General features: G+C 69.2%; 19 protein-coding genes, 1 tRNA gene and 1 pseudogene. 13 read left to right on the top strand and 8 right to left on the bottom strand.

Going from position 1 to position 25,145, the window contains the following annotated elements; genetic code table 11:
- From ACFRFH_RS16590 to ACFRFH_RS16580, 3 genes are all read left to right on the top strand, one after another.
- Positions 1–2,067, top strand: a complete 2,067-nt coding sequence (locus ACFRFH_RS16590; RefSeq protein WP_382464089.1) for a fructose-specific PTS transporter subunit EIIC — start codon at positions 1–3, stop codon at positions 2,065–2,067.
- Positions 2,068–2,121: 54 nt separating this feature from the next.
- Complete coding sequence (locus ACFRFH_RS16585) at positions 2,122–2,391, top strand: HPr family phosphocarrier protein (RefSeq protein ID WP_382464088.1); 270 nt, start codon at positions 2,122–2,124, stop codon at positions 2,389–2,391.
- A 122-nt stretch (positions 2,392–2,513) separates the two neighbouring features.
- Entirely contained in the window at positions 2,514–3,461 is a 948-nt protein-coding gene (locus ACFRFH_RS16580; protein WP_382464087.1) for a trypsin-like serine peptidase, read from the top strand.
- A 75-nt stretch (positions 3,462–3,536) separates the two neighbouring features.
- Here the strand turns inward: ACFRFH_RS16580 and ACFRFH_RS16575 are convergent, their stop codons facing one another.
- Positions 3,537–3,662, bottom strand: a complete 126-nt coding sequence (locus ACFRFH_RS16575; protein WP_382464182.1) for a hypothetical protein — start codon at positions 3,660–3,662, stop codon at positions 3,537–3,539.
- Here ACFRFH_RS16575 and ACFRFH_RS16570 point away from each other — a divergent pair.
- Positions 3,631–3,888: pseudogene (locus ACFRFH_RS16570) on the top strand (IclR family transcriptional regulator C-terminal domain-containing protein); the annotation flags it as partial. The gene ACFRFH_RS16575 and the pseudogene ACFRFH_RS16570 sit on opposite strands and share 32 nt — an antisense overlap.
- Before the next feature lie 333 nt (positions 3,889–4,221).
- On the opposite strand, the gene ACFRFH_RS16565 reads toward ACFRFH_RS16570, so the two are convergent.
- The 4 genes from ACFRFH_RS16565 to ACFRFH_RS16550 all read right to left on the bottom strand — a co-directional run bounded on the left by ACFRFH_RS16565 (position 4,222) and on the right by ACFRFH_RS16550 (position 10,015).
- Entirely contained in the window at positions 4,222–4,779 is a 558-nt protein-coding gene (locus tag ACFRFH_RS16565; protein ID WP_382464181.1) for a hypothetical protein, read from the bottom strand.
- A gap of 80 nt (positions 4,780–4,859) precedes the next feature.
- On the bottom strand, positions 4,860–8,861 hold the full coding sequence (locus tag ACFRFH_RS16560; RefSeq protein ID WP_382464086.1) for a hypothetical protein: 4,002 nt from the start codon (positions 8,859–8,861) through the stop codon (positions 4,860–4,862).
- Between the two features lie 409 nt (positions 8,862–9,270).
- Positions 9,271–9,343, bottom strand: a tRNA-Arg gene (locus tag ACFRFH_RS16555).
- 60 nt (positions 9,344–9,403) lie between these two features.
- On the bottom strand, positions 9,404–10,015 hold the full coding sequence (locus tag ACFRFH_RS16550; protein ID WP_382464085.1) for an iron ABC transporter ATP-binding protein: 612 nt from the start codon (positions 10,013–10,015) through the stop codon (positions 9,404–9,406).
- A 98-nt stretch (positions 10,016–10,113) separates the two neighbouring features.
- Between ACFRFH_RS16550 and argS the strand changes: the two genes are divergently transcribed.
- From argS to prfA, 8 genes are all read left to right on the top strand, one after another.
- Positions 10,114–11,817: an arginine--tRNA ligase gene (gene argS / locus ACFRFH_RS16545; RefSeq protein WP_382464084.1), complete on the top strand. Its 1,704-nt coding sequence runs from the start codon at positions 10,114–10,116 to the stop codon at positions 11,815–11,817.
- A gap of 4 nt (positions 11,818–11,821) precedes the next feature.
- Complete coding sequence (locus ACFRFH_RS16540; RefSeq protein WP_382464083.1) at positions 11,822–12,640, top strand: DUF2993 domain-containing protein; 819 nt, start codon at positions 11,822–11,824, stop codon at positions 12,638–12,640.
- Positions 12,641–12,789: 149 nt separating this feature from the next.
- Complete coding sequence (gene lysA, locus ACFRFH_RS16535) at positions 12,790–14,205, top strand: diaminopimelate decarboxylase (RefSeq protein ID WP_382464082.1); 1,416 nt, start codon at positions 12,790–12,792, stop codon at positions 14,203–14,205.
- Positions 14,202–15,557 carry a homoserine dehydrogenase gene (locus ACFRFH_RS16530; RefSeq protein ID WP_382464081.1) on the top strand — a complete coding sequence of 452 codons (1,356 nt, stop codon included), beginning with the start codon at positions 14,202–14,204 and terminating at the stop codon, positions 15,555–15,557. Before lysA ends, ACFRFH_RS16530 begins: the two co-directional genes overlap by 4 nt.
- Positions 15,557–16,678: a threonine synthase gene (thrC, locus tag ACFRFH_RS16525; RefSeq protein WP_382464080.1), complete on the top strand. Its 1,122-nt coding sequence runs from the start codon at positions 15,557–15,559 to the stop codon at positions 16,676–16,678. The genes ACFRFH_RS16530 and thrC overlap by 1 nt, the downstream gene beginning before the upstream one ends.
- Positions 16,675–17,637, top strand: coding sequence for a homoserine kinase (gene thrB, locus ACFRFH_RS16520; protein ID WP_382464079.1), 963 nt, complete (start codon positions 16,675–16,677; stop codon positions 17,635–17,637). Before thrC ends, thrB begins: the two co-directional genes overlap by 4 nt.
- Positions 17,638–17,897: 260 nt before the next feature.
- Positions 17,898–20,138, top strand: coding sequence for a transcription termination factor Rho (rho, locus tag ACFRFH_RS16515; protein ID WP_382464078.1), 2,241 nt, complete (start codon positions 17,898–17,900; stop codon positions 20,136–20,138).
- Between the two features lie 88 nt (positions 20,139–20,226).
- The gene (gene prfA / locus ACFRFH_RS16510) at positions 20,227–21,303 is read left to right on the top strand and encodes a peptide chain release factor 1 (RefSeq protein ID WP_382464077.1); all 1,077 of its coding nucleotides are present in this window, start codon (positions 20,227–20,229) and stop codon (positions 21,301–21,303) included.
- An 84-nt stretch (positions 21,304–21,387) separates the two neighbouring features.
- On the opposite strand, the gene ACFRFH_RS16505 is transcribed toward prfA, so the two are convergent.
- From ACFRFH_RS16505 to cysK, 3 genes are all read right to left on the bottom strand, one after another.
- A complete protein-coding gene (locus ACFRFH_RS16505; protein WP_382464076.1) occupies positions 21,388–22,389 on the bottom strand; it encodes a DUF2510 domain-containing protein in 1,002 nt (333 codons plus the stop codon).
- A 195-nt stretch (positions 22,390–22,584) separates the two neighbouring features.
- Positions 22,585–23,154 (bottom strand): serine O-acetyltransferase EpsC, encoded by a 570-nt coding sequence (gene epsC, locus ACFRFH_RS16500; RefSeq protein ID WP_382464075.1) that lies wholly within the window; start codon positions 23,152–23,154, stop codon positions 22,585–22,587.
- Between the two features lie 4 nt (positions 23,155–23,158).
- Positions 23,159–24,097 (bottom strand): cysteine synthase A, encoded by a 939-nt coding sequence (gene cysK / locus ACFRFH_RS16495; protein ID WP_382464074.1) that lies wholly within the window; start codon positions 24,095–24,097, stop codon positions 23,159–23,161.
- 62 nt (positions 24,098–24,159) lie between these two features.
- Here cysK and prmC point away from each other — a divergent pair, with 62 nt between their 5' ends.
- Complete coding sequence (gene prmC / locus ACFRFH_RS16490; protein WP_382464073.1) at positions 24,160–25,032, top strand: peptide chain release factor N(5)-glutamine methyltransferase; 873 nt, start codon at positions 24,160–24,162, stop codon at positions 25,030–25,032.
- Positions 25,033–25,145 lie beyond the last annotated feature (113 nt).

The raw sequence follows: 25,145 nt of genomic DNA, 5'->3' as shown, positions 1-25,145 counted from the left end.
GTGTCACTGAAGACAATCACCCCCGCACTCGTCAGCCTCGACAGCGTCGCCGGCGACAAGAGCGACGTCATCCGCGCACTCGCCGCGCGCGTCGTCGCCGAAGGCCGTGCCACCGACGCCGACGCGCTCTACGCGGACGCCTGGGCCCGCGAGCTGAAGGACGAGACCGGCCTGCCGGGCGGCATCGCCATCCCGCACGCCAAGAGCCCGTCCGTAACCGTGCCGACGCTCGCGTTCGCGCGGCTGGAGCCCGGCGTGGACTTCGGCGCACCGGACGGCCCCGCCGACCTCGTCTTCCTGATCGCCGCTCCGGCGGACGCGGCCGAGGCCCACCTCGCCGTCCTCTCGAAGCTCGCGCGCAGCCTGATGACCGAGGAGTTCACCTCGGGACTGCGGGCCGCGAAGACCCCGGAGGACGTCGTGGCGCTCGTGGACGAGGCCATCGGAGAGGGCGCGGCGACCGCCGCGACAAAGCCGGCGGCGGCATCCACCGACTCCGCACCCGAGGCCGACGCCGCCCTCCGCATCGACGGCCGCCGCGCCCGCATCGTCGCCGTCACCTCGTGCGCGACCGGCATCGCCCACACCTTCATGGCCGCCGACGCCCTCACCGCCGCCGGCACCAAGAACGGCGTCGCCCTGACCGTCGAGCCGCAGGGCTCCAGCGGCTACCAGGCCATCCCGCAGAGCATCATCGACGACGCCGACGCGGTGATCTTCGCCAACGACGTGGATGTGCGCGAGGAGGCCCGCTTCGCCGGCAAGCCCGTCGTGCGCTCCACCGTCAAGCGCGGCATCGAGCAGCCCGACCAGCTCATCGCCGAGGCGGTCGCCGTGGCGGCCGACCCGAACGGCGCCCGCGTCACCGCGTCCGGCGGCTCCTCCGCCGCGTCGGCGGCGACGAACCTCTCCTGGGGCGCGAACCTCAAGCGCATCCTGCTCACCGGCGTCAGCTACATGATCCCGTTCGTCGCCGGCGGCGGCCTGCTCATCGCGATCAGCTTCCTGCCGTTCCTCGGCGGCTACGGCATCGCGCTCGCGCACGGCACCTCCGGGATGAACAACGCCGTCTACACGCTGACGCACTTCGCGATCTGGAACCTCCCACCCGAAGGCCTCGGCTACTACCTCGGCGCGATCGCGTTCGAGATCGGCAGCGTGAGCCTCGGCTTCCTCGTCCCGGCGCTGGCCGGCTACATCGCCTTCGCGATCGCCGACCGGCCGGGCATCGCACCCGGGTTCGTCGCCGGCGCCATCGCGGTCTTCATGAACGCCGGTTTCCTCGGCGGCCTGATCGGCGGCCTCCTCGCCGGTTACGCCGCGTGGCTGATCGGCCGCCCCGCCGTGCCGCGCTGGCTGCGCGGCCTGATGCCGGTGGTGATCATCCCGCTCGGCGCCTCGATCATCGCCTCCGGCCTGATGCTGCTGATCCTGGGCGCGCCGATCGCGTGGCTGATGACCCAGCTCACCGCCTTCCTGAACGGCCTCTCCGGCGCCGGCGCCATCTTCCTCGGCGTCATCCTCGGCCTGATGATGTGCTTCGACCTGGGCGGCCCGGTCAACAAGGTGGCCTACGCCTTCGCGGTCGCCGGCCTCGCCGCGCAGACCGACGCCAGCTTCCACATCATGGCCGCGGTCATGGTCGCCGGCATGGTGCCGCCGCTCGGGATGGCGCTGGCCTCCACGGTGCTCTACCGCCGCGGCTTCACCGAGGTGGAGCGCGAGAACGGGGCGGCCGCCTGGCTGCTTGGACTGTCGTTCATCTCGGAGGGCGCCATCCCGTTCGCAGCCGCCGACCCGCTGCGGGTGATCCCGGCGAACCTCGCCGGCGGCGCCGTCGCCGGAGCGCTGGCGATGGCCTTCGGGGTGGGGTCGCGCGCTCCTCACGGCGGGATCTTCGTCTTCTTCGCGATCGACCCGGTCTGGGGCTTCCTCCTCGCACTCGCGGCCGGAACGCTCGTCACGGCCTTCCTCGTGGTCGGTCTGAAGCGCTTCGCGGCGCCCCGCATTGTTACCCGTGCCGCGGCGGAGGCCGAGCAGCCCGTCCCCGCCACCGTCGCGGCCTGACCGGCACAGCGGCCCCCACCCCGTCACCACCCACGACCAGAGAAGAAGAGAACCATGACCCAGCGCACCGCCACCGTCGCCAGCTCCTCCGGGCTGCACGCCCGCCCCGCCAAGCTGTTCGTGAAAGCCGTCCAGGAGAAGGGCATCCCGGTGACGATCGCCGCCGGCGACGGCCCCGACCTCAACGCGGGCAGCATCCTCTCCCTGATGGGGCTCGCCGCGAGCAAGGGCACCGTGGTCACCCTGAAGTCGGACGCCCCTGGCGCGGAGGTCGCATTGGACGAGCTCGTCGTCCTGCTGGAGACCGACCTCGACGCCGAGTAGCGGCCGAGCAGCCACCCTCCCCGGGCCGACGCGGCCCGCCGCCTCCCCGCCCTAGCGTCGAAGGACACGACCGCTCCCCAGTCGCGTCCGGCGGGGACGCAGGGGCGGGAAGGGGGAACAGGATGCGCACGCTCACTCGAGGACTGGCCGCGATCGCGGCGGCGGCCGCGCTGACGGCGGGAGGTCTCGTGCCCGCCACGGCGGCGGAGCCGGTGATCGATCCGCAGGGGTACTGGTCGGAGGCGAGGCTGCGGGCGGCGGCGGCGGACGAGCTCCCGGCCGACCAGCTCCCGGCGGACGGGCTCCCGGCGGACGGGCTCCCGGCGGACGGGCTCCTGGCCGACGACGGATCGGCGGCTCGTGCGGGCGATCGGACGCTGGTCTGGGGAACGATCACGCCCGCCAACCACACCATCGGGAGGCTGTTCCTCCGAACCCCGACCGGTGACACCTCCTGCACCGCCTCCGTCGTAGACAGTGCGACGAAGAACCTGCTCATCACCGCCGCGCACTGCGTGCACCCCGGCGGCCCGGGCAACGCGTACTACACGAACTTCCTGTTCGCCCCCGGCTGGAACAACGGCCCGTCCGCGCACGGCTACTGGACGGGCACGGCGGTCGGCGCCCCGGCCGAGTGGACGCAGAACAAGAAGTGGGACCACGACTACGCCTTCGTCCGGCTCGCCGCCAGCGGAGGGCAGCAGCTCGCGAACCGGGTGGGCGGCAACGCCGTCGTGGCGGGGGCCGGGCAGGCCCAGGCGAAGGTGCAGGTCTGGGGCTACCCCGTGCTCGCGCCCTACACCGGGCAGACCGCGCAGCGCTGCGATGTCTCCACCACCCGCGTGAACAGCTACGCCCCCGACGCCAGGGCCGCATGCGGTTTCACCCACGGCGCCAGCGGAGGCCCCTGGCTGAAGGACGTGCAGTCATCCGGGCTCGGCTCCGTGTGGGCCGTGACCTCCCGCTGCGAGAGCCCGCCGGCCGGCGGGAGCGCCTGCGCGGGAACGGCGCTGTTCGCGGCGCCGTTGCCTCCCGCGGTGTTCGCGCTGCGGGATGCGGTGGGCGGCTGATCGTCCAGTGCGAACGGCGAAGCCCTCTCCGGTCGGAGAGGGCTTCGCCGTCGTTGCGCGTTATCCCCTCAACGCTCACCCCTCACTGACCGAGGCGATCGCCTCCAGGGCGAGCCCCTGTCCCCACGGCTGCGCTCGGTCGTCGCAAATGACCGAGTAGCCGAACGGGATGATCTGGAGGACGGTGCCGGCGCTGACCAAGCTGGACGGGCCTGGCGCCTATGGAATGAAATCCCGCGTCGACAAGACCGTCCCGCTGCGCACCACGGCGGTCGGCAACGCCCTGTTGGCGTGTCTCCTGCCGGCGCAGGTGCGCTCGCTCGCCCGAACGACCGGCCTCTCCTCGGTGACAGCCCGCTCGATCACCGACCCGGACACCCTGCTCACCCACCTCGATTTCGTGCGCGCCCCGCGCTTGGCGAAGGACGACGGAGAGAACCCCGAGCGGCGGCATCTCGCTCTCCGGCCTCACCAACGACATGCCGCACGGGCCCGTCGACGTCCTGATTGCTCCGCTGCTCGAGGCCGCGTTCCGCATCAGCGCGGCCTTCGGGGCCCCGCGTATGGAGAGCTAGCGCGTGGCTGGCAAATGTCTGGTTCAGGCGACGACAATGTTGAGGATCACAGCTGCACGGTGGGTGACCCAGATGCGCTCGGATCACGCGGGAGGAGTAGTCTTTGTCCCCCCCCCGGACCGCGGCGATCATGGCGAGCGCCGATGCCTGGTTGCGCGGGAGCTGAGGCGAAAAAGGCGATCCATTCAGCGCCGTGGCGGCCGCTGTTCTACCTCACCCGTGACTGCGTTGATCAGGCTGTATTGCTGACTAAGAATGGTTTGTTGCATTGGCGCAGGGCAGGCGCCGTTGGCCATGGTCGTGCGTGGTTTGGCTTCGTAGGTGACGGTAATGTCCGCACACGCGAAGAGATGTGCTTCCGCGTGGGCGAATCCGTTCAGGTTTGTTCCGGCGTCAGTGTAAAAGCTGCTGGTCCCGGTCTGACCTTTTTCGTCAGTAGCGACCGCGTAGAGCACGCTTCCACTGGATACGGCGTCCGTTGAGGACAGCGCTTCCGGTGCGGCTTGCGTGAGGTCCAGAATGACCGTGATCGGACGCTTGTCGCGGAGATAGTCTTCGGTGAGCGGGATCCCTTTCGCATACGCCTCGGCGGCGTTCCTGCGGATTTCGTCTGCAAAGTTGTTGAACTCTCTCAGGATTTGGCCACCGACTTTCCCTTCGAATGTCGGGCGCGCACAGCCGCTCAGGACCAGCAAAACAGTGGCGCTCAGCAGGGTGAACGTGCGAATCGGCGTTCTTTTCATGCTCGCTTTCGATTGCGCGAGACTCAGCCGGCGTAGGTCGGACGAGAAGCCCGAGTGGCCTGCGCGTCCCACCGCACCGCCTATTTTTCTCGGAGTGTTCGGTTCATGGCATTGGCGTAGAGGTCAGTTCCGAGCTGATTCGGGTGGACGGATTGCGCGGAAGGTCCCATGCCGAAGTTGGGGCCTCCGGGGACGCCGAGCTCGAAATATGCGCCGTAATCACCGGGAGAGAGGGTGAAGGTGAGCGTGTTGATCGCGGTTCCGTTGGTGCAGAGCGCCTTTCCGGAGAAGTCGGAGACAGGGTTGGCGAACCGGGCTGGCGGTTGTGTGGGGTTTTGTAGGTTCGATTTGGCTACTGCATCCGCGAGGGACTTGTTGAGATCTCCGGACATGTCACTGAGCCAGCCACCGAGTCCGCCTGCGAACGTGCAGGGGACGATGTTCTCGAGCCCACGATTCTCGAACAGATTGGGGTAGCCCATGAGCATGATTTGCGCGCTGGGGGCTTTCTTCCGAATCTCCCGCAGGATTGTGTCCAGCGAGGTCGGGAGTTCGACGGTTGTGCGCTGCTTCGTTGCCTGGCTGAGGGTCTTCCCGGGCTTACTGGCGTCCTTGACGTACTCGCAGGCCCAGAGCGTGCTCAGACAGGTCGTGATGACGTTCTTGAACCCGATGTCGTTCCCGCCGATCGAGAGAGTGACGAGGGTGGTGTTCTCATCCAAGAATCCCGTGTCGAGCTGGCTCACCTCACCCCATTGGCCCTTCTCACCGGACTGCCCGATTGCGTTGACTGGTCGCTGGCTATCGGGAACCGTGTAGTACGGGAGCAGGTTCTCCGACTCGGCCCCGGAGCAGGCGATGAATTGGAAGTCGAGAGTGTTGTCCCAGGTATCGCTGCGGGCGCCGTTGCTCTTTGAGGCGCCGGGTAGCGTTGCTTTGCGTGCCCACGCTTCGGCGGAGCGGTGGCAAGCGTTCATTGTGTCAGAACTCATGCTGTCTTTGTTGCCGCCGTGATCCGTGCTCCGGTAGTAGTTGGCGCCGTTCAAGTCCGATGCGCCCTCTCCTGAGGAGAATGAGTCACCCATCGCCACCACGATGTCTTTCGGCTTCCCCGGCAACGGCTGGAATGCGACGGCGTCCCAGGCGATGTCGATGACGCCGTTGTTGTTGTTATAGTCGGCGGCCACACCGGTTTCCGCGTCACGGGGCGCCGCCCGATCCTGAATCGGCTCCCCGGCGGTGGTGATGGGGGTGTTGTCGAGGGTTACCTTGGGAGTCCCCGCGATGTTGAACACGCCAAGCGAAACCCATGTATTCGCGAAGTGGCGTTGCAGAACGACTCGCTGCTTGACACCGTTGCCGGTGTCCACCAGATAAGCGGCCTGTTGCGTCCATGCGCCGTGGTCAGGCATATGGACGAATACACGGGTCCACTGCTTCAGAGATTGGCCCAGGGTCCAGGTCCCAGTAATCTTCATCCGGTTGTTCAGGTAGCCCTCATCGTAGTTGTGGGAGAAGTAGAACTGGCCGTTGAAGCCGCCACCGAGTTGGTGGAGGTCCATTTTCGCGGGAACCGTCCCGTTCGGTCCCTGGTTGAAGGCGAACTGGAAGCTGCCCTTGCTGGCAACCGGGCTGCAGCCGCCCCGAACGGCGGAGGTGCCGCTCGGAAGGTTGTCAACGATGAGGGAGCCGGAGGGCAGGCCGGTCGCTCCGCAGTTGGGCGGGAAGCTGTTCGCGTCCGCCTGCTCGGCATACTCTCCCGGGTCAAAGCGGATGAATTCGTATCCGCAGGTTTCATCGCAATTCTTTTTCCAGGTCGCACTGTTGTGGTACCAGCAGTTGGAGTTGTCATCCGGGCAGGCACCGGTCGTTTTTGGATTGCACTTATTGCTGGTGTCGCAGAACAACCCGAGCGGAGGCTTGACATTCGCGCGGTTCACGACGCCACTGGCGCCGTCGGTTCCGGGCCACCAAGCTGTGCGGAAACCAGGGACAACGTTGTTCGCATCCTCCTGCAGTTCCAGCGAGTGCGCAGCGAATCCCAGGGCTTTCTCCGGGTAAGGCCAACGCTGCGGGTTCGCCGCGTCCGCTGGGCTGCGATCGAGGAACGGTCCGCGTGCCGGATTGTACGTAGGGTTGATCGGATTGTTGAACCATCCGACACCCCAGTTTCCGCTGCTGTCAGACCCTTTCTGATAAAAGCCGGTGTTGTACGCCCAGAGTGCATAGAACCAGTTCTCGAGCCGCTCTGGGTCGCCGTTGTTGATTTTCATCCCGGCCTTGGTGACCTGGTTCCACTTGTCGCTGAGCATCTTCACTGCTGCAGCAACATTGACGGTGTAGTCCAGGGCAATGGCCCGTTGCGTCTGATACGGATATGCGGTCTCGCCCGGCTTCTCCTTACCGGCAAGCCGCATCCCGTCGGTGATCTGCCCGACCCCGTACCCGCAGTCCGCGTCAGCCCAGTTCACTGTGAAAAACTTGTCGTCGCTGCTGCTGGTGCTGTCGTTACCGTAGAAGTTGCCGATCAGTGGGTTCCCGGTCACACCCGGCGTCGTATATCTGGAGGCTTGCCACAGGTTCGACTCTTGGGCGAGGACCCCGAGCACGACCTGGGCTGGCACAGAACCGCCACCGATCAGTGCGGGCTTCGGGAAGAGTCCCTGAGGCGAGTAGGACCCTATGCCGAGGTTTTTCCAGTTCTTGTCGCGTGTGAACGTTAGACCACCAGAGACAGCTTCATCGACGGCCCATTCGACCTGGCGCGGCTTCGGCTGCAACACCTGATTCTTCGGGTCATTGCGCGGTACGGAACACGACCGCTCGGCCTCCACTGGATCAGTCAACGAGCCGGATGACGGGAGACCGCGTGTCCTTGGCGAAGGAACCTCTGGCGCTGCCGCGTCTGCGTCCGCTGCGCCAGACGCGATCGGAACCGTGAAGTGCAGCTTCTTGCTGGTCTTCAAACTCTGCCCTTCGACATCGACAAGAGGCTTGAGTTCGCCCGGGCTCTTTGCTCGCTCTGTCTCGAAGGCATAGATCGACGTCACGGCCAGTTCACCCATCGATGAGACCTCGGAATTCGCGGGGACCGCCTGGTCTGACAAGACCGCGCCGAAGTCGCGCGTCTTCTTCTTCGGCTTTCCGGTCAGGTAGAGCTTTCCCCTCGTGTCGCGTGTGACGCCGACTTCGGCCAGGTCTCCCGTCGCCAGTTCCGTGGCCTGGTTAGCCGTGGCACCGGGGGCGACATAGCGAACTCGCGAGGACTTCGTGTCGTGATCGACAACGACCAAACCGCCATCCGCGGTCGGCTGCAACCGGTGAGAAACACCCGTCGTGTTCGTCAACGTGCTCGTGGATCCAGTACTTTCGATCCGGACCACTTCTCCTGGTACCGCACCGACGAGACCTACGCTGTCCGCGGTCGCGGAGGTGATGTGCCTATCCAGGGTAATCTCGGCCCCAGCCGTGCCAGTGGTGGCGTCGAAAGGCATCAACCGGGTTCCCCCAGCCTCCGAGAACGCGGTCATCACGATCGTATTGTTCGTTCCGCAACCGGGATTGAAGTACGCCAGCGTGTACTTGCGCCCTAGATCAGTCACGTCGCCTGTCGTGGTGTCGACAATCGCGCCAAACGCGCCCTGCAGCATCTGGCCCGTATCGTTGGTAGCCGCGCGCGGCGCGTACACAACTGCCGCCTTCGACCCGTCCGCGGTCAGGCACATGTTCCCCACCCAGCGGTCGGTCTCGACCCCGGGTGACGACAGGGTGACGAGGTTCTTCCAGTCGTATCCGTGCGCGGCCTCGGCGACCAGGATCGAGTAGCCGAGCGCGCTCCCGGTGGCGGAAACCATACGGTCCTCGCTCGCGGTCCAATCCTTTCCGAGGTCACTTGCCCGCGCATCCTCGGGGACGACTGGATCGACAACATCGGGGGTCGTCTCACCCAGGCTGTGAGCGGCGCCCTCCGGCACCTGTGTGCTTCCTTCATCCTCACCCTGAGCGTTGCCCGCGCTCGGAGAGAGAATCGTGCCTACGATCGCCAAAGCCACCGCTACCGGAAGCCACTTACGTGCTCTCATGGAACCTCTTCACCACTCGTGTGGATGCCTTAGTCGCAACGTTCGATGCGTGGTCATGAGGGAGATAAACGATGGACTAAGAAACAAACCGTGATTAGAAAACATATAAAATCACGGCCATAGGAGTTAAGCAATAGCGAATTGGCTGCCTTACATGAAGAACGCTTTGAGGCCCCTGACTTCTCGCCAGAATTGCCTCAGCGTTCCGATTGAAGATGCTTTCCAACAAAGGCCAAATGACCATGTGGCGTATCTGGCGGAGGAAGAACAGGCACGCTGTCACTATCTGCGACTGTGCGGCGAGAAAAATGCCGTCATTGAACTCGGGCTTTGCCGAACCTGGAACGGGCTGCCACCGGCGAAACCGGCGTCCCTTCATGTGGCCACGATTGGACCATCGTATTTTCGGTGCCCCCAGTAGGATTTGAACCTACGGCCTTCTGCTCCGGAGGCAGACGCTCTATCCCCTGAGCTATGGGGGCCAGGAGTGCCCGTCCAGGCTAGCATCCTTTCGCGCCGCGACCGTCCAGCGCGGGCCCGGCTCAGCTCGCCGGGATGTTGCCCAGCACGCTCTGCATCAGCGGCGCGGCGTCGCCCGGCTCGAAGAACGCGGTCGACTCGGCGACCACCCAGTATTTGCCGCGGAAGATCTGCACCTGGCCGGCGGTTCCCGGCTTGAAGTAGCCCTCCACCTGCGGCGGCGTGCCATACGTGGGGACCGGCTGGGCCACGGTGATGGCAGTGTTCTTGAGCCCTTCGAGCTTGTCCGCCGGCGGGATCGCCACCGCGATCTGGACCACGTCGCCGCTGGTCTGGTTCTTCCAGGCGCAGGTCACGCCCTTCCAGTCCGCGATCTGCTTCTCCAGCGTCCCGTCGGTAGGCGCGTAGCCCGGGTCGGTCGCGAAGTTGGGGTTGTAGGCGTAGAGCTGGTCGGCGGTGAGCACCTGCGCGCAGGTCAGCGTGACCGGCGTCGGCGGCAGCGTCGGGGTCGGGGTCGGCGTGGCGGTCGCGGCGGGGTCGGCCTTCGAGCCGCCGGCGTGCGCCGACGAGGTCGCGGCGGCGTTCGGCTTCGCGGCGGGCGTGCAGCCCACGAGCGTGACGGCGGCGACGGCGATCGCGAGGGCGGCGAGGGTCCGTGCTGTGTGCTGCTGCATGCGGTTGTGCGTCTTCCGTGTCGTCCCGGTGCGTGTCGCATCGCACCCTATCAAGAGCGGGAACGGGTTGCCTTGGAGCGCCATTAGACTAGTTCTTCATGACTCCCGCTGACCTCTCCGCCGCTCTGCTCGCCATCGTGACGACCGTGGTGAGCCGCCGACGCGAGGCCGACGGGAGCATCCCGGAGCTCACGATCACCGCGGAGGACATCCCGCTGGAGCGCCCGAAGAACCGCGAGCACGGCGACTGGTCGTCCAACGTCGCGATGCGGCTCGCCAAGCGGCTCGGCGCGAACCCGCGCGAGCTCGCCGGCGAGATCGCCGAGGGCGCGGCCGGCATCGAGGGCGTCTCGTCCGCCGAGGTCGCCGGCCCCGGCTTCATCAACTTCCGCCTGGAGGCCGCGGCCGCGGGCAAGCTCGCCCAGACCATCCTGGAGGCCGGCGAGGCGTACGGCCGCGGCGACCTCTACGACGGCCTCCTGGTGAACCTGGAGTTCGTCTCCGCGAACCCGACCGGCCCCATCCACCTGGGCGGCGCGCGCTGGGCGGCCGTCGGCGACAGCCTCGCCCGCATCCTGCAGGCCGAGGGCGCCGACGTGACGCGCGAGTACTACTTCAACGACCACGGCTCCCAGATCGACCGTTTCGCGCGCAGCCTGCTCGCCGCCTACCTCGGCGAGGCGACGCCGGAGGACGGCTACGGCGGCGGCTACATCGGCGAGATCGCGGCCGAGGTCGCGACCCGCGCCGCGGCCGACCCGGAGGTCGGCGACCTGGCCGCCCTGCCGCGCGAGCAGCAGCAGGAGGTCTTCCGCAGCGTCGGCACCGAGCTGATGTTCCAGGAGATCAAGGACCGGCTGCACGCGTTCGGCGTCGACTTCGACGTGTACTTCCACGAGGACTCCCTGCACGAGTCGGGAGCCGTCGAGCGCGCGATCGAGCGGCTGGACGAGCTCGGCCACATCTTCGAGGCGGACGGCGCGATCTGGCTGCGCACCACGACCTTCGGCGACGACCGCGACCGCGTCATCGTGCGCTCGAACGGCGAGCCCGCCTACATCTCCGGCGACCTCGGCTACTACCTCGACAAGCGCGAGCGCGGCTTCGAGCAGAACATCATCATGCTCGGCGCCGACCACCACGGCTACATCGGCCGGCTGATGGCGATGGTGGAGGCCTTCGGCGACGAGCCGCACGTCAACCTCCAGATCCTGATCGGCCAGATGGTCAACCTGATGAAGGACGGCGAGCCGGTCAAGATGTCCAAGCGGGCAGGCACCATCGTCACGCTCGACGACCTGGTCGACGTCGTCGGCGTGGACGCCGCGCGCTACTCGCTGGTGCGCTCCTCCACGGACTCGCAGCTCGACATCGACCTCGACCTGCTCACCAAGCGCAGCAACGAGAACCCCGTCTACTACGTGCAGTACGCGCACGCCCGCACCCGCTCGGTGGCGGCGAACGCGGCCAAGTCCGGCGTCGACCGCACCGTCTTCAAGCCGGAACTGCTCACCCACGAGACCGAGAGCGCGCTGCTCGGCGGCCTCCAGGAGTTCCCGCGCGTCGTCGCCCAGGCGGCGGAGCTGCGCGAGCCGCACCGCGTCGCCCGCTACGTCGAGGAGCTCGCCGGGCTCTACCACGCCTGGTACGCCGTGCGCGACGGCTCCACCCGCGTGCTCCCGCACGGCGACGAGCCGGTCACCGACGCCCACCGCACCCGCCTGTGGCTGAACGACGCGACCGGCCAGGTCGTCCGCAACGGCCTCGCGCTGGTGGGGGTGTCCGCCCCGGAGCGGATGTGACGGCATGAGCGATCAGCGCGATCAGTCCACCGAGGCCCTGCCCGGCGCACAGCCGCCGACGGGAGGTCCGGCCGCGCGCCGGGGCCGCCGGCGTCCGCTGAGAACGCTGCTGCGGATCGTGATAGCGGTCGTGGTCGTCGTCCTCCTGCTCGTGGTCGCCGACGCGGTAACGCGCGCGGTCGCGGAGCAGCGGGTCGCGGCCGAGATCGAGAAGAACCTCCCGTCCTCGGTGAAGGCCGACGTCACCGTGCACATCGGCGGGTTCTCCGTGCTCGCGCAGTTCCTCGAGGGCAGCTTCTCGGACGTGGACCTGGTGGCGCCGCACGCCACCGTCAACGGCGCCCCGCTGAGCGCGGCCATCCACGCCACCGGGGTGCCGTCCGACCTGAGCAAGCCGATCCAGTCGGCCACGGGCACGCTGACCATCTCGCAGGACTCGCTCAACAAGCTCGTCACGATCCCCGGCGCGAAGGGCGACATCACGCTCGGCGACGGCGTGCTCGGCTACGACGGAAGCATCGACCTGCTCGGTCTCCCCGTCGACTACACCGTGAGCGCGACCGCCAAGGCGAACGGGACCACCGTCCTGCTCACCCCGGGCAAGGCCACGGTCTCCGCGGGGTCGGGCAACGTGAGCATCACCAAGCTGATCCAGGCGCTGACGGCGAGCGGCCCGTTCCCGCTGTGCGCCGCGCAGTACCTCCCGGCCGGCGTGCAGGTGAGCGACATCCATGTCACACCCAATCGAGCCGCGGTCACGCTGACCGCGTCGAACTTCGTGATGGATGAGAAGTTCCTGCACAGCAAGGGGAGTTGCTCGTAGGGTGCGGGTGAACGCCCGTAACACGGCGAAGCCGCGCCTTGCCGCTCGATAGACTTTGTGCACTTCTCCACCGGCTTCAGGGGCCAATCCGGGTCCGCTCGCCAGAGAGAACCCCACTCGTGATTTCCCGTACTCGTGAGGTTGTCCCCATGGCATCGAATCCGCTCGCACCTCCGTGGCTGAGGGAGCCGGCCGACGCGAACGCGCTGGTCCCCGGTCTCTGGTCGCGCACCGTCCACCGTGAGGAGGGCGCGATCGTCGTCGGCGGCGTCCCGGTCGCCGAGCTCGCCGAGCGTTTCGGCACTCCGCTCTACGTCGTCGACGAGGCCGAGGCGCGCGAGCGCGCCGTCGAGGTCCGGTCGGCGCTGCAGCGCGCGTTCGCCGAGGTCGACTCCGCCGCCCGGGTCTACTACGCGGGCAAGGCGTTCCTCTCGATCGAGGTCGCGCGCTGGATGACGGAGGCCGGACTCAACATCGACGTCTGCTCGGGAGGCGAGCTGGCGGTCGCCCTCGCCGCAGGAGTCCCGGCCGAGCGGCTCGGGTTCCACGGCAACAACAAGTCGCTCGCCGAGATCGACCGCGCCGTGGCGACGGGCGTCGGCGCGATCATCATCGACAGCCTCCAGGAGATCGAGCGCGTCGCGGAGGCCGCCGAGCGGCACGGCGTCGTCCAGCGCGTCCGGCTGCGGGTGAACAGCGGCGTGCACGCGCACACGCACGCCTTCCTGGCCACCGCGCACGAGGACCAGAAGTTCGGCATCGCCCTGGCCGATGCCGCGGACGCCGTCGCGCGCATCCGCTCGCACGCCGGGCTGGCCTTCCTCGGCCTGCACTGCCACATCGGCTCGCAGATCTTCGGGGCGGACGGCTTCGCGGAGTCCGCCGCCCGCCTGCTCGCCGTGCACAAGGAGCTGCTCGCCGGCGGCGACGTCCCCGAGCTGAACCTCGGCGGCGGCTTCGGCATCGCGTACACCGCAGTGGACGACCCGGCGCCGATCGAGACTCTCGCCCGCAGCATCGCGGAGACCGTCGCGGCCGGCTGCGAGGACCTCGACATCCCGATCCCCGCCGTCGCGTTCGAGCCGGGCCGGTCGATCATCGGCACCGCCGGACTCACCCTCTACACGGTCGGAACGACCAAGGACGTCACGGTCGCCGCCCAGGACGACGGCGAGACCGCGGTCCGCCGCTACGTGAGCGTGGACGGCGGGATGAGCGACAACGCCCGCCCCGCCCTCTATGGCGCCGACTACTCCGCCAGGATCGCCGGCCGGGAGTCCGCCGCCGCGCCCGCGCTCGTGCGGGTCGCCGGCAAGCACTGCGAGAGCGGCGACATCGTGGTGGACGCCGAGTACCTGCCCGGCGACGTCGCCCCGGGCGACCTCCTGGCCGTGCCCGCGACGGGCGCCTACTGCTGGTCGTTGGCCAGCAACTACAACTACCTCGGCCGCCCGCCGGTCGTCGCCGTGAAGGACGGCGCGGCCCGCGTCATCGTGCGCGGCGAGACCGAGGCGGACCTGCTGGCACGCGACGCCGCGTACGAAGACGGGAGCACCCGCCGATGATCGAATACCGTAACCTCCGGGTCGCGCTGCTGGGCGCCGGCTCCGTCGGCTCCCAGGTGGCGCGGCTGCTGCTGGAGCAGGGCGACGAGTTCGCCTCGCGCGTCGGCGCGCGGCTGGAGCTCGTCGGCATCGCCGTGCGCGACGTGAACGCGCCGCGCGACGTCGACCTCCCGAAAGAGCTGTTCACCACCGACGCCACCTCGCTCATCCTCGGCGCCGACATCGTCGTGGAGCTGATGGGCGGCGTCGAGCCGGCGCGCGGCTACGTGCTGGAGGCGCTGAACTCCGGCGCCGACGTCATCACGGCCAACAAGGCGCTGCTCGCCACGCACGGTCCCGAGCTGTTCGAGGCCGCGGAGCAGGTCGGCGCACAGCTCTACTACGAGGCGGCCGTCGCCGGCGCCATCCCGATCATCCGGCCGCTGCGCGACAGCCTCGCCGGCGACACGGTGTCGCGCATCCTCGGCATCGTCAACGGCACGACCAACTTCATCCTCGACCGGATGGACGCGACGGGGGAGACCCTCGCCGACGCGCTCGCCACCGCCACCGAGCGCGGCTACGCGGAGGCCGACCCGACCGCCGACATCGGCGGCTACGACGCAGCCCAGAAGGCCGCGATCCTCGCCAGCCTCGCCTTCCACACCACCGTGCCGCTGGAGCAGGTCTACCGCGAGGGCATCACCTCGATCACGCGCGCGCAGGTCGAGGCGGCCCGCGCGGGCGGCTGGGTCATCAAGCTGCTGGCGATCTGCGAGCGGCTGGTCGACCCGGAGACCGGCGAGGAGGGCGTCTCCGCCCGCGTCTACCCGGCGCTGATCAGCCGCGAGCACCCGCTGGCCGCCGTGCGCGGCGCGCACAACGCGGTGTTCGTCCAGGCCGAAGCCGCGGGCGACCTCATGTTCTACGGCGCGGGCGCCGGCGGCGTGGAGACGGCCTCCGCCGTGCTCGGCGACGTGGTGTCCGCCGCCCGCCGGCACGTCGTCGGCGGCCCGGGCGTTGCGGAGTCGACGCACGCGGGCCTGCCGGTGCTCGACGTCGGCCGCGTCGTGACCCGCTACCAGATCACTCTGTCGGTGGAGGACCAGCCCGGCGTGCTCGCCACCGTCGCCAACATCCTGAGCGACGGCGGGGTGAGCGTGGAGACGGTGCAGCAGTCCGTGCCGAGCACGACCAGCTCCGTCGTAATACCGGGTAATGCGCCGATTCACGGCGCAGGTGCGCCCACCGCTACCCTGGTGATCGGCACCCACGAAGCCGAGGAGGCCGCGCTGGCGGCCACCGTGGAGGCGCTCGCCGCGAGCGACGTGGTGACCGCCGTCTCTTCCGTTCTCCGAGTCGAAGGATCGTAATGCCCCAGTCGTCGAATGGGCCGAAGTCGTACAGCCGGCAGTGGCGCGGCGTGCTCCGCGAGTACGCGGACCGCCTGAACATCTCCGAGGCGACTCCGATCGTGACGCTCGGCGAGGGCGGCACGCCGCTGCTCCCCGCGCCGGCGCTCTCCGCGCGCACCGGTGCGAACGTCTTCGTGAAGTTCGAGGGAATGAACCCGACCGGGTCGTTCAAGGACCGCGGCATGACGATGGCCATCTCCAAGGCTGTCGAGCACGGCGCGAAGGCCGTCATCTGCGCCTCCACCGGCAACACCTCGGCCTCAGCGGCGGCGTACGCCACGCACGCCGGCATCCAGGCCGTCGTGCTGGTGCCGGAGGGCAAGATCGCGATGGGCAAGCTCAGCCAGGCGATCGCGCACAACGCGCAGCTCCTGCAGGTGCAGGGCAACTTCGACGACTGTCTCGACATCGCCCGCGACCTCGCCACCAACTACCCGGTGCACCTGGTCAACTCGGTGAACCCCGACCGCATCGAGGGCCAGAAGACCGCCGCGTTCGAGGTCGTCGAGGTCCTGGGCGACGCCCCGGACTTCCACATCGTCCCGGTCGGCAACGCCGGAAACTACACCGCCTACCACCGCGGTTACACCGAGGAGCTGCAGCGCGGGGAGGCCACCAAGCTCCCGCGGATGTTCGGCTTCCAGGCCGCCGGCAGCGCCCCGATCGTGCTCGGCCACGCCGTCAAGGAGCCGGACACCATCGCCACCGCGATCCGCATCGGCAACCCGGCGTCGTGGGAGCTCGCGCTCAACGCGCGCGACGACAGCGACGGCTACTTCGGCGCGATCGACGACGCCGGCATCCTGGAGGCGCACCGCATCCTCTCCGCCGAGGTCGGCATCTTCGTGGAGCCCGCGAGCGCGATCAGCGTCGCCGGCCTCCTGGAGCGCGCGGCCGCCGGCGTCATCCCGGCCGGCGCCACCGTCGTGCTCACCGTCACCGGCCACGGCCTGAAGGACCCGCAGTGGGCCCTCCGCACGGCCGACGGCTCCGACGTCACGCCCACGATCGTCCCGGTCGACACGAACGCCATCGCCGACGTGCTCGGGCTGGTGCCGACCGCCGGGGCGTCCGCATGACCCTGCGCGCCGCCGACCTGCGCGGGCGCACGGTCGCGGTCAAGGTCCCGGCGACGAGCGCCAACCTCGGTCCCGGCTTCGACACGCTCGGGCTCTCGCTCGCCCTCTACGACGAGCTGCGCGTCAGCGTGCGCGACGAGCCGGGCGCGACCGTGGAGGTCGTCGGCGTGGGCGCGGGGGAGGTCCCGACCGACGAGAGCAACCTCGTCGTGCGGGCGATCGCCCATACCTTCGAGTCCGTCGGCGTCGCGCTGCCCGGGCTGAACCTCCTCGCGCGCAACAGCATCCCGCACGGCCGCGGCCTTGGCTCGTCCGGGGCGGCGATCGTCTCCGGCATCATGGCCGCCAAGGGACTGCTGGAGGGCGTCGTCGAGTTCGACGCCCAGGCGCTGCTCGCGCTCGCCAACGACATGGAGGGCCACCCCGACAATGTCGCACCGGCGCTCTTCGGCGGCCTCACGATCGCCTGGGTCACCCCGGACGGCCCGCGCTTCAAGAAGCTGATCGTGCACCGCGGCGTCTCGCCGCTCGTGTTCGTGCCGGAGCACGTCATGTCGACGGCGCTCGCCCGAAGCCTCCAGCCGCAGTCGGTGCCCCACGAGGACGCCGTCTTCAACGTGTCGCGCTCGGCCCTGCTGGTCGCTGCGCTCATCCAGAGCCCCGAGCTGCTGCACGCGGCGACCGAGGACAAGCTCCACCAGAGCTATCGCGCCTCGGCCATGCCGGAGACCGACCGGCTGATCACGCTGCTGCGGTCCAATGGATTCGCGGCCGTGGTCTCGGGAGCCGGACCGTCCATCCTGGTGCTCTGCAGCGACCCGGGCCAGCGGCTCGCCGCGGCGGAGCTCGTCGCCCGCGAGGCGCAGACGGCCTGGCAGCCGCTGATGCTCGCGGTCGACTTCAAGGGCGCGACCGTCACCGCGGTGGCCGCCGACGACGCGGACACACCGGCGGCGTAGCGTCCGAAGCGTGTGACGCGAGGTGGTAAACTACCGAGTGCACCCGTGAAGACCCCGCGTCACGAGCGAATCCAGCTTCCGGGTGATCTCTTAGCAATCATGCCGTCACTCCTGCCTGCGCTTTTCGGATCTCCGGAGCATCCGGGGACCCAGAGCGCACCGTAGCGCGGATCAGAACGCAGCACGGTAAGGCAGGCTCATGTGACGAGTGCTCCACAGCGGCGCGCAGAGTGCGCGCCGGGGGAAAGGAATCCTCTTCAGTGACTGATGTCGAACTCCACGCCGGGGGCGTGGACACCAGCGACCTGACCTCGCTCAAGGTGGCGGAGCTTCAGGCTCTCGCCGCAGAGCTCGGCCTCCAGGGCGCGACCCGGCTCCGCAAGGGCGAGCTGGTCTCGGCGATCGCGGCGGCTCGCGCCGCGGCTGCCGGAACCGAGGCGCCCGCCGAGCCGGAAGCGGCTGAGCCCGTCTCGATCGAGACGGCCCAGGCCGAGACCGAGCAGCAGGCGGACCACGCGACCGCGGCCTCCCAGGTGCTCATCGAGCCGCTCATCGCCGAGCCTGTGGCCGACGAGCCCTTCGCAGGCGAGCCCTTCGCCGCCGACGCCGTGCTCGCCGAGGCGCCCGCCGAGCCGCGTCGCCGCGGTTCGCGCCGGGTCTCCAGCCCGGACGGCACGGGCATCGCCCCGTCGACCAGCGTCGGCGCCGTCACCCACGTCAACACCGGCGAGACCGGTGTCGAGTCGCTCATCCCGGACGTCGACGCACTGCTCGACTCCGCGCTCGCCTCCCGCGAGCAGGCGCAGCGCGACGGCCAGGGCGGCGGACGCCGTCGCCGCGGCCGTGGCCAGAACGGCCAGGGCCAGCAGAACGGCCAGGGCCAGGAGACCGACGAGCAGTCGGCCGAGGCTCCCGCGCAGACCGAGCAGGCCCGTGGCGAGCAGGGTCGTGGCGACCAGGCCCGTGGCGAGCAGGCCGGCGAGCAGCAGGGCGACGCCGGCGAGCAGGGCGGCGAGCAGCAGCCCTCCGGCCGCAGCCGCCGCAACCGCAACCGCAACAAGGGCAACGCCCAGAACGACCAGGGCCAGCAGAACCAGCAGGGCGCTCAGCAGAATCAGCAGGGCGGTCAGCAGGGTCAGCAGAACCAGCCGAAGGACCTCCAGGGCGACGGCGGCCAGCAGCGCGGTCAGCAGAACCGCGGCCCGCAGGAGCAGCAGCAGGCCGAGGGCGACCGCGCCGGCCGCTACCGGGACCGCAACCGCAAGCGCCGTGGCGGCGTGGGCGGCGACGAGTTCGAGCCGGAGATCGCCGACGACGACGTGCTGATCCCCGTCGCGGGCATCCTCGACGTGCTGGACAACTACGCGTTCGTCCGCACCACGGGCTACCTCCCCGGCGCCAGCGACGTCTACGTCTCGCTCGGCCAGGTCAAGAAGTACAGCCTCCGCAAGGGCGACGCCGTGGTCGGCGCCATCCGCCAGCCGCGCGACGGCGACAACAACAGCCGCCAGAAGTACAACGCGCTGGTGAAGGTCGACTCGATCAACGGCCAGACCGTCGAGGAGGCCGCGACCCGCGTCGAGTTCGGCAAGCTCACCCCGCTCTACCCGCAGGAGCGCCTGCGCCTCGAGACCGAGCCCGGCAAGGTCACCCAGCGGATCATCGACCTGGTCGCCCCGATCGGCAAGGGCCAGCGCGGCCTCATCGTCGCGCCGCCGAAGGCCGGCAAGACCATCGTGATGCAGCAGATCGCCAACGCGATCACCACCAACAACCCCGAGGTCCACCTCATGGTCGTGCTGGTGGACGAGCGTCCCGAAGAGGTCACTGACATGCAGCGCACGGTGAAGGGCGAGGTCATCGCCTCCACCTTCGACCGTCCCGCCGAGGACCACACCACCGTCGCGGAGCTCGCGATCGAGCGCGCCAAGCGCCTGGTCGAGCTCGGCCACGACGTGGTCGTGCTGCTCGACTCGATCACCCGCCTCGGCCGTGCGTACAACCTGACGGCCCCGGCCTCCGGTCGCATCCTGTCCGGCGGTGTCGACGCCTCCGCGCTGTACCCGCCGAAGCGCTTCTTCGGCGCCGCGCGCAACATCGAGCACGGCGGCTCGCTGACCATCCTCGCCTCGGCGCTGGTCGAGACCGGCTCCAAGATGGACGAGGTGATCTTCGAGGAGTTCAAGGGCACCGGCAACATGGAGCTCCGCCTGTCCCGCCAGCTCGCCGACAAGCGGATCTTCCCGGCCGTCGACGTGAACGCCTCCGGCACCCGCCGCGAGGAGATGCTGATGGGCCAGGACGAGGTCAAGATCACCTGGAAGCTGCGTCGCGCCCTCGCCGGCGTCGACCAGCAGCAGGCCCTGGAGATCGTGCTCGGCCGCCTCAAGGAGACCTCGAGCAACGTCGAGTTCCTCATGCAGGTGCAGAAGTCGATGCCCGCGCCGACCAACGGCCACGGCAACGCGCACTCGCACGGCCACGAGAACGACCACCGCTAGCTGACGAAGTGCCCGTCCGCCGCGCCACTGTGCGCGGTGGGCGGGCGCTTTCTCGTTTCCCGCCGGCGCCTCCAGAAAGAAGTCACGCATGTTCGAGTCGGTCAACGGCCTCATCGCCGAGCACGACGACCTCCAGCAGCAGCTCTCCGACCCCGAGCTGCACAGCGACCCGGTGCGCTCCAAGAAGGTGAACCGCCGCTACGCGGAGCTCTCGCGCATCGTCGCCTCGTATAACCAGTGGAAGCAGCTCTCCGACGACCTCGAGGCCGCGCGCGAACTGGCCGCGGAGGACGAGGCGTTCGCCGAGGAGATCCCCGGGCTGGAGCAGAGCCTGGAGGAGTCCGGCGAGAAGCTGCGCCGACTGCTGATCCCGCGGGACCCCAACGACAGCCGCGACGTCATCATGGAGATCAAGATGGGGGAGGGCGGGGCCGAGTCCGCGCTCTTCGCCGGCGACCTCCTGCGCATGTACCTGCACTACGCGGACTCGAAGCGCTGGAAGGCGGAGATCATCGAGCAGACCTCCAGCGACCTCGGCGGCATCAAGGACGTCCAGGTCGCCTTCAAGGGGTCGTCGAGCGACCCGGCCGAGGGCGTATGGGCGCACCTGAAGTACGAGGGCGGCGTGCACCGCGTGCAGCGCGTGCCGGCGACCGAGTCGCAGGGCCGCATCCACACCTCCGCCGCCGGCGTGCTCGTCTTCCCCGAGGTCGACGAGCCCGAAGAGGTGGACATCAACCAGAACGACCTCAAGATCGACGTCTTCCGGTCCTCCGGCCCCGGCGGACAGTCGGTCAACACGACCGACTCGGCGGTGCGGATCACGCATGTGCCGACCGGCATCGTGGTGTCGATGCAGAACGAGAAGAGTCAGCTGCAGAACCGGGAGGCCGCGATGCGCGTGCTCCGGGCACGACTGCTGGCGAAGCAGCAGGAGGAAGCGGACGCCGAGGCGGCCGAATTCCGCAAGGGCCAGATCCGCACGATGGACCGGTCGGAGCGCATCCGCACCTACAACTTCCCGGAGAACCGGATCGCCGACCACCGCACCGGCTACAAGGCGTACAACCTCGACTCGGTGATGAACGGCGCCCTGGAGCCCGTCATCGAGTCGAACATCCTCGCCGACGAAGAGGCCCGCCTAGCCGACCTCGCCTCCGACTGACCCGCCTCCCGCTCCATCTCTTCCGGAGTTGTGCACGCGACACGCCGATGCGAGGCGTGCATAACTCCGGAAACGATTGCTCACTCAGTCGGTGTTCCAGTGCAGGTGGCCGTTCGCGTCGGGGCCTTTGCCGCCGCAGGTGTAGGTCCGGCCTGCTGCTGAATGCCCCACCACGCCCTGCTGCGAGTCGGCGCAGAAAGCTCCGGGGATGACCAGCGGCCCAGGGAGACCGGGCGGCTGGGCTGGTGCAGGGGCCGGCGCGGGGGCAGGTGCGGGAGCAGGCGCCGGAGCGGGCGCCGGAGCGGGTGCCGGGGCTGGAGCGGGCACCACTGTCGGAGTCGGCGTGGGTGTCGGGGTCGGTGTGGGTGTCGCGGACGGAATCGGTGTCGGCGTCGAGTCGGGACGGACGGTGATGGTCACGGTCGCGTTGTGGGCGAGTACGGCCCCGGCCGACGGGCTTTCATCGACGACGACCCAGCCCGTCCAGTCGTCCGGCGCCGGGCTGCCGTCCGCTGTCACCATGCGGACCTTGAAGCCCGCACCGGCAAGATTCTGCGACGCGCTCGTGGCGACGTCCCCGGTGTAGTCCGCCAGCGTAACCGACGCCGGAGTGTGCACGGTCGCGTGGGAGTCGGACGACGGCTGCGGGATATCGGCGACGACAGACCCCAGCACGAGCGAGAACGCCGAGGCGGCGACGAGGACTTTCGGCACGGTGCTCGAGCGCGGTATTCGCAGCCAGGTCCGGCGGTGGGTGGCGAGTGCCACGATGGCCGTCGGGAGGACGAAGAGTGACAGCACGACGAGGAACATGCCGAAGCCGCTGCCGATCCCATAGGCGACGCTGAGCATCGCCGCGAGTCCGCCGACGATCCAGGTCGAGACGCCGGGTCGCTTGAGGCTCGGGACAGTCGACTTCTCGGAGGCCGGCGTCCGAGTGGCGTCCGGCGCCCCACCCGCGGCCTGCGACACGGCACCGGCGGGATACGCGGAGACATCGGCGGTCCAAGCGGTGCCGTCCCACCACCTGATCCGCGAGCGGTCGTTCGGGTCCGGGTACCAACCGGCAGGCGGCGTCTCTGCCATCGAAAGCCTCTTCGTATGCGCCCCGGGTCTGGTTCCCGAGGATGCCTCACATTAGCATCGAGTCGAACATCCTCGCCGACGAAGAGGCCCGCCTAGCCGACCTCGCCTCCGACTGACCTCTCCATCTCTTCCGGAGTTGTGTACGCAACACGCCGATGCGGGGCGTACATAACTCCGGAAGAGATGGCTTGGGACTCAGATGTAGAGGGCGGGGTCGAGCCAGTCGTCGCCGGGGATCTGCTCGTGGCCGGAGCGCGGACGGGCGCGGGCGGGGACGCCGGTGAGCACCGAGTCCGGCGGGGCGTCGTGCACGACGACCGCGTTCGCGCCGATCACGGTGCGCGTGCCGATCTCGATCGCGCCGAGCACCTTGGCGCCGGCGCCGACCGTGACGTGGTCGTGGATGGTCGGGTGCCGTTTGCCGTGGCCGCTGCCGCGGCCGCCGAGGGTCACACCGTGGTACAGCATCACGTCGTCGCCGATCCAGGTGGTCTCGCCGATGACGACGCCCATCCCGTGGTCGATGAAGAAGCGGCGGCCGATGCGGGCGCCCGGGTGGATCTCGATGCCGGTCAGGAAGCGCGTGAACTGAGAGAGCATCCGTGCGGGCGTACGGAAGCCGGCCCGCCAGAGCCGGTGGGCGACGCGGTACGACCACACGGCGTGCAGGCCGGAGTAGACCAGCGCCACTTCGGCGCCCCCGCGCGCGGCGGGGTCGTGCGTGCGCGCGTTGCGGATGTCTTCGCGCGCGCGGAACAGGGGCACGCCGTCAGTCCAGCAGGTCGGCCCAGAGGGCCGTGGAGATGTAGCGTTCGCCGGTGTCGCAGACGATCGCGACGATGGTCTTGCCCGCGTTCTCCGGTCGCTTGGCGACCTCCAGTGCAGCCCAGATGATCGCGCCGGAGGAGATGCCGGCGAGGATGCCTTCCTCGCTGGCGAGCTGCTTGGCTACGGTGATGGAGTCGTCGAAGGACACGTCGATGACCTCGTCGTAGATGCTGGTGTCCAGGATCTCGGGGACGAAGTTCGCGCCGAGGCCCTGGATCTTGTGCGGGCCCGGCTTGCCGCCGTTGAGGATGGGGGAGTCCGCCGGCTCGACCGCGATCACCTGCACCTCGGGCTTGCGCTGCTTGAGCACCTGGCCGACACCGGTGATGGTGCCGCCGGTGCCGATCCCGGAGACGAAGATGTCGACGCCGCCGTCGGTGTCCGCCCAGATCTCCTCGGCCGTGGTGGCGCGGTGGATGGCGGGGTTGGCCTCGTTGGCGAACTGGCGGGCCCAGATGGCGTTGTCGTTCTCGGCGACGATCTTCTTGGCGGCCTCGACGGCCCCGCGCATCCCGTCGGGGCCCGGGGTGAGGACGATCTCGGCGCCGAACGCGCGCAGCAGCACGCGGCGCTCCTTCGACATGGTCTCCGGCATGGTGAGGATGACCTTGTAGCCGCGGGCCGCACCGACCATCGCGAGCGCGATGCCGGTGTTGCCGCTGGTGCCTTCGACGATGATGCCGCCCGGGCGCAGCTCGCCGGACTTCTCGGCGGCGTCGATGATGGCGACGCCGATGCGGTCCTTGACGCTGGCGGCGGGGTTGAAGAACTCCAGCTTCGCCAGCACGGTCGCGCCGGTGCCGGCGGCGAGCCTGTTCAGCTTGACGAGCGGAGTGCGTCCGATGGTTTCGGTGATGTTCTCGTAGACCTGTGCTGGCATGGCCTCCACTCTATTCCGCCCAGGACCCTGGTGGCGGCCCGTGACGGTAAGCTCGTCGGGCCATGTCTGACGCCGCGCCCTCCACTGTCCGCTCCCTCCGCGACGAGACGGTCGCCGCCCTCGCGCAGGCGGGGGTGCCCGATCCGGAGGTGGACGCCGACCTCCTCGTCGCTTTCGTGCTCGGCGTCGGGCGCGGCCGGGTGCAGGCGCTGGTGGTCATGGATGCCACGATCGACCCGGCCGACGCCCTCCGGGTGCGCGAGCTCACCGCCCGCCGGGCCACGCGGGAGCCGCTGCAGCACATCACCGGTACTGCGCCGTTCCGCTCCCTGGAGCTCGCGGTCGGCCCCGGCGTGTTCGTGCCGCGGCCGGAGACGGAGCAGGTGGTCCAGTTCGCGATAGACGCACTCCGGGCGGTGCCGTCCGCGGAGCCGGTGGGTGTCGACCTCGGGACGGGCAGCGGCGCGATCGCCCTCGCGATGGCGACGGAGGTCCCGCACGCCCGCGTCTACGCGGTGGAGAAGTCCCCGGAGGCGTTCGCCTGGACGCGCCGCAACGTCGAGTCGGTGGGCGCGACCAACCTCCAGGCCGTGCTCGGCGACCTCGCCGACGCCCTCCCGGAGCTCGACGGCACGGTCGACGTCGTCATCTCCAACCCGCCCTATGTGCCGGACGACGCGATCCCGCGCGACCCCGAGGTGCGCCTCTTCGACCCGGCCGCAGCACTCTACGGCGGCGCCGACGGGCTGGATGTCGTGCGCGTCATCTCCGGCGTCGCGCGGCGGCTGCTCCGCCCGGGTGGGACGCTGGTGCTGGAGCACGGCGAGCTGCAGGGCGCGTCGATCCGCGAGCTGCTGACCGCCGACGGCTGGCGGGCGGCGGCGACGCACCGCGACCTCACCACGCGCGACCGGGCGACGACGGCGCTCCGCTAGCCTTCGCAGATTCGTGGGGGCGTGGGAGGTTGTCGGCGGGGCAAAAGCCAATGGGGAAGGAGAGTGGGGGACACCACCCAACCCCGCCGGGCGCGCGGCAACCCCCCGGGGAG

The organism is Leifsonia sp. NPDC056824, from assembly GCF_042789575.1.
Classification (GTDB): domain Bacteria; phylum Actinomycetota; class Actinomycetes; order Actinomycetales; family Microbacteriaceae; genus Leifsonia.
The sequence above is the reverse complement of the archived record's forward strand: the minus strand, read 5'-3'. Positions and strand labels throughout refer to the sequence as shown.

Excerpts from the sequence above, each read along its gene's own strand:
- ACFRFH_RS16585 (WP_382464088.1), top strand. The coding sequence starts at position 2,122 with ATGACCCAGCGCACCGCCACCGTCGCCAGCTCCTCCGGGCTGCACGCC.
- ACFRFH_RS16580 (WP_382464087.1), top strand. The coding sequence starts at position 2,514 with ATGCGCACGCTCACTCGAGGACTGGCCGCGATCGCGGCGGCGGCCGCG.
- ACFRFH_RS16565 (WP_382464181.1), bottom strand. The coding sequence starts at position 4,779 with ATGAAAAGAACGCCGATTCGCACGTTCACCCTGCTGAGCGCCACTGTT.
- ACFRFH_RS16560 (WP_382464086.1), bottom strand. The coding sequence starts at position 8,861 with ATGAGAGCACGTAAGTGGCTTCCGGTAGCGGTGGCTTTGGCGATCGTA.
- ACFRFH_RS16550 (WP_382464085.1), bottom strand. The coding sequence starts at position 10,015 with ATGCAGCAGCACACAGCACGGACCCTCGCCGCCCTCGCGATCGCCGTC.
- argS (WP_382464084.1), top strand. The coding sequence starts at position 10,114 with ATGACTCCCGCTGACCTCTCCGCCGCTCTGCTCGCCATCGTGACGACC.
- ACFRFH_RS16540 (WP_382464083.1), top strand. The coding sequence starts at position 11,822 with ATGAGCGATCAGCGCGATCAGTCCACCGAGGCCCTGCCCGGCGCACAG.
- lysA (WP_382464082.1), top strand. The coding sequence starts at position 12,790 with ATGGCATCGAATCCGCTCGCACCTCCGTGGCTGAGGGAGCCGGCCGAC.
- ACFRFH_RS16530 (WP_382464081.1), top strand. The coding sequence starts at position 14,202 with ATGATCGAATACCGTAACCTCCGGGTCGCGCTGCTGGGCGCCGGCTCC.
- thrC (WP_382464080.1), top strand. The coding sequence starts at position 15,557 with ATGCCCCAGTCGTCGAATGGGCCGAAGTCGTACAGCCGGCAGTGGCGC.
- thrB (WP_382464079.1), top strand. The coding sequence starts at position 16,675 with ATGACCCTGCGCGCCGCCGACCTGCGCGGGCGCACGGTCGCGGTCAAG.
- prfA (WP_382464077.1), top strand. The coding sequence starts at position 20,227 with ATGTTCGAGTCGGTCAACGGCCTCATCGCCGAGCACGACGACCTCCAG.
- ACFRFH_RS16505 (WP_382464076.1), bottom strand. The coding sequence starts at position 22,389 with ATGGCAGAGACGCCGCCTGCCGGTTGGTACCCGGACCCGAACGACCGC.
- cysK (WP_382464074.1), bottom strand. The coding sequence starts at position 24,097 with ATGCCAGCACAGGTCTACGAGAACATCACCGAAACCATCGGACGCACT.
- prmC (WP_382464073.1), top strand. The coding sequence starts at position 24,160 with ATGTCTGACGCCGCGCCCTCCACTGTCCGCTCCCTCCGCGACGAGACG.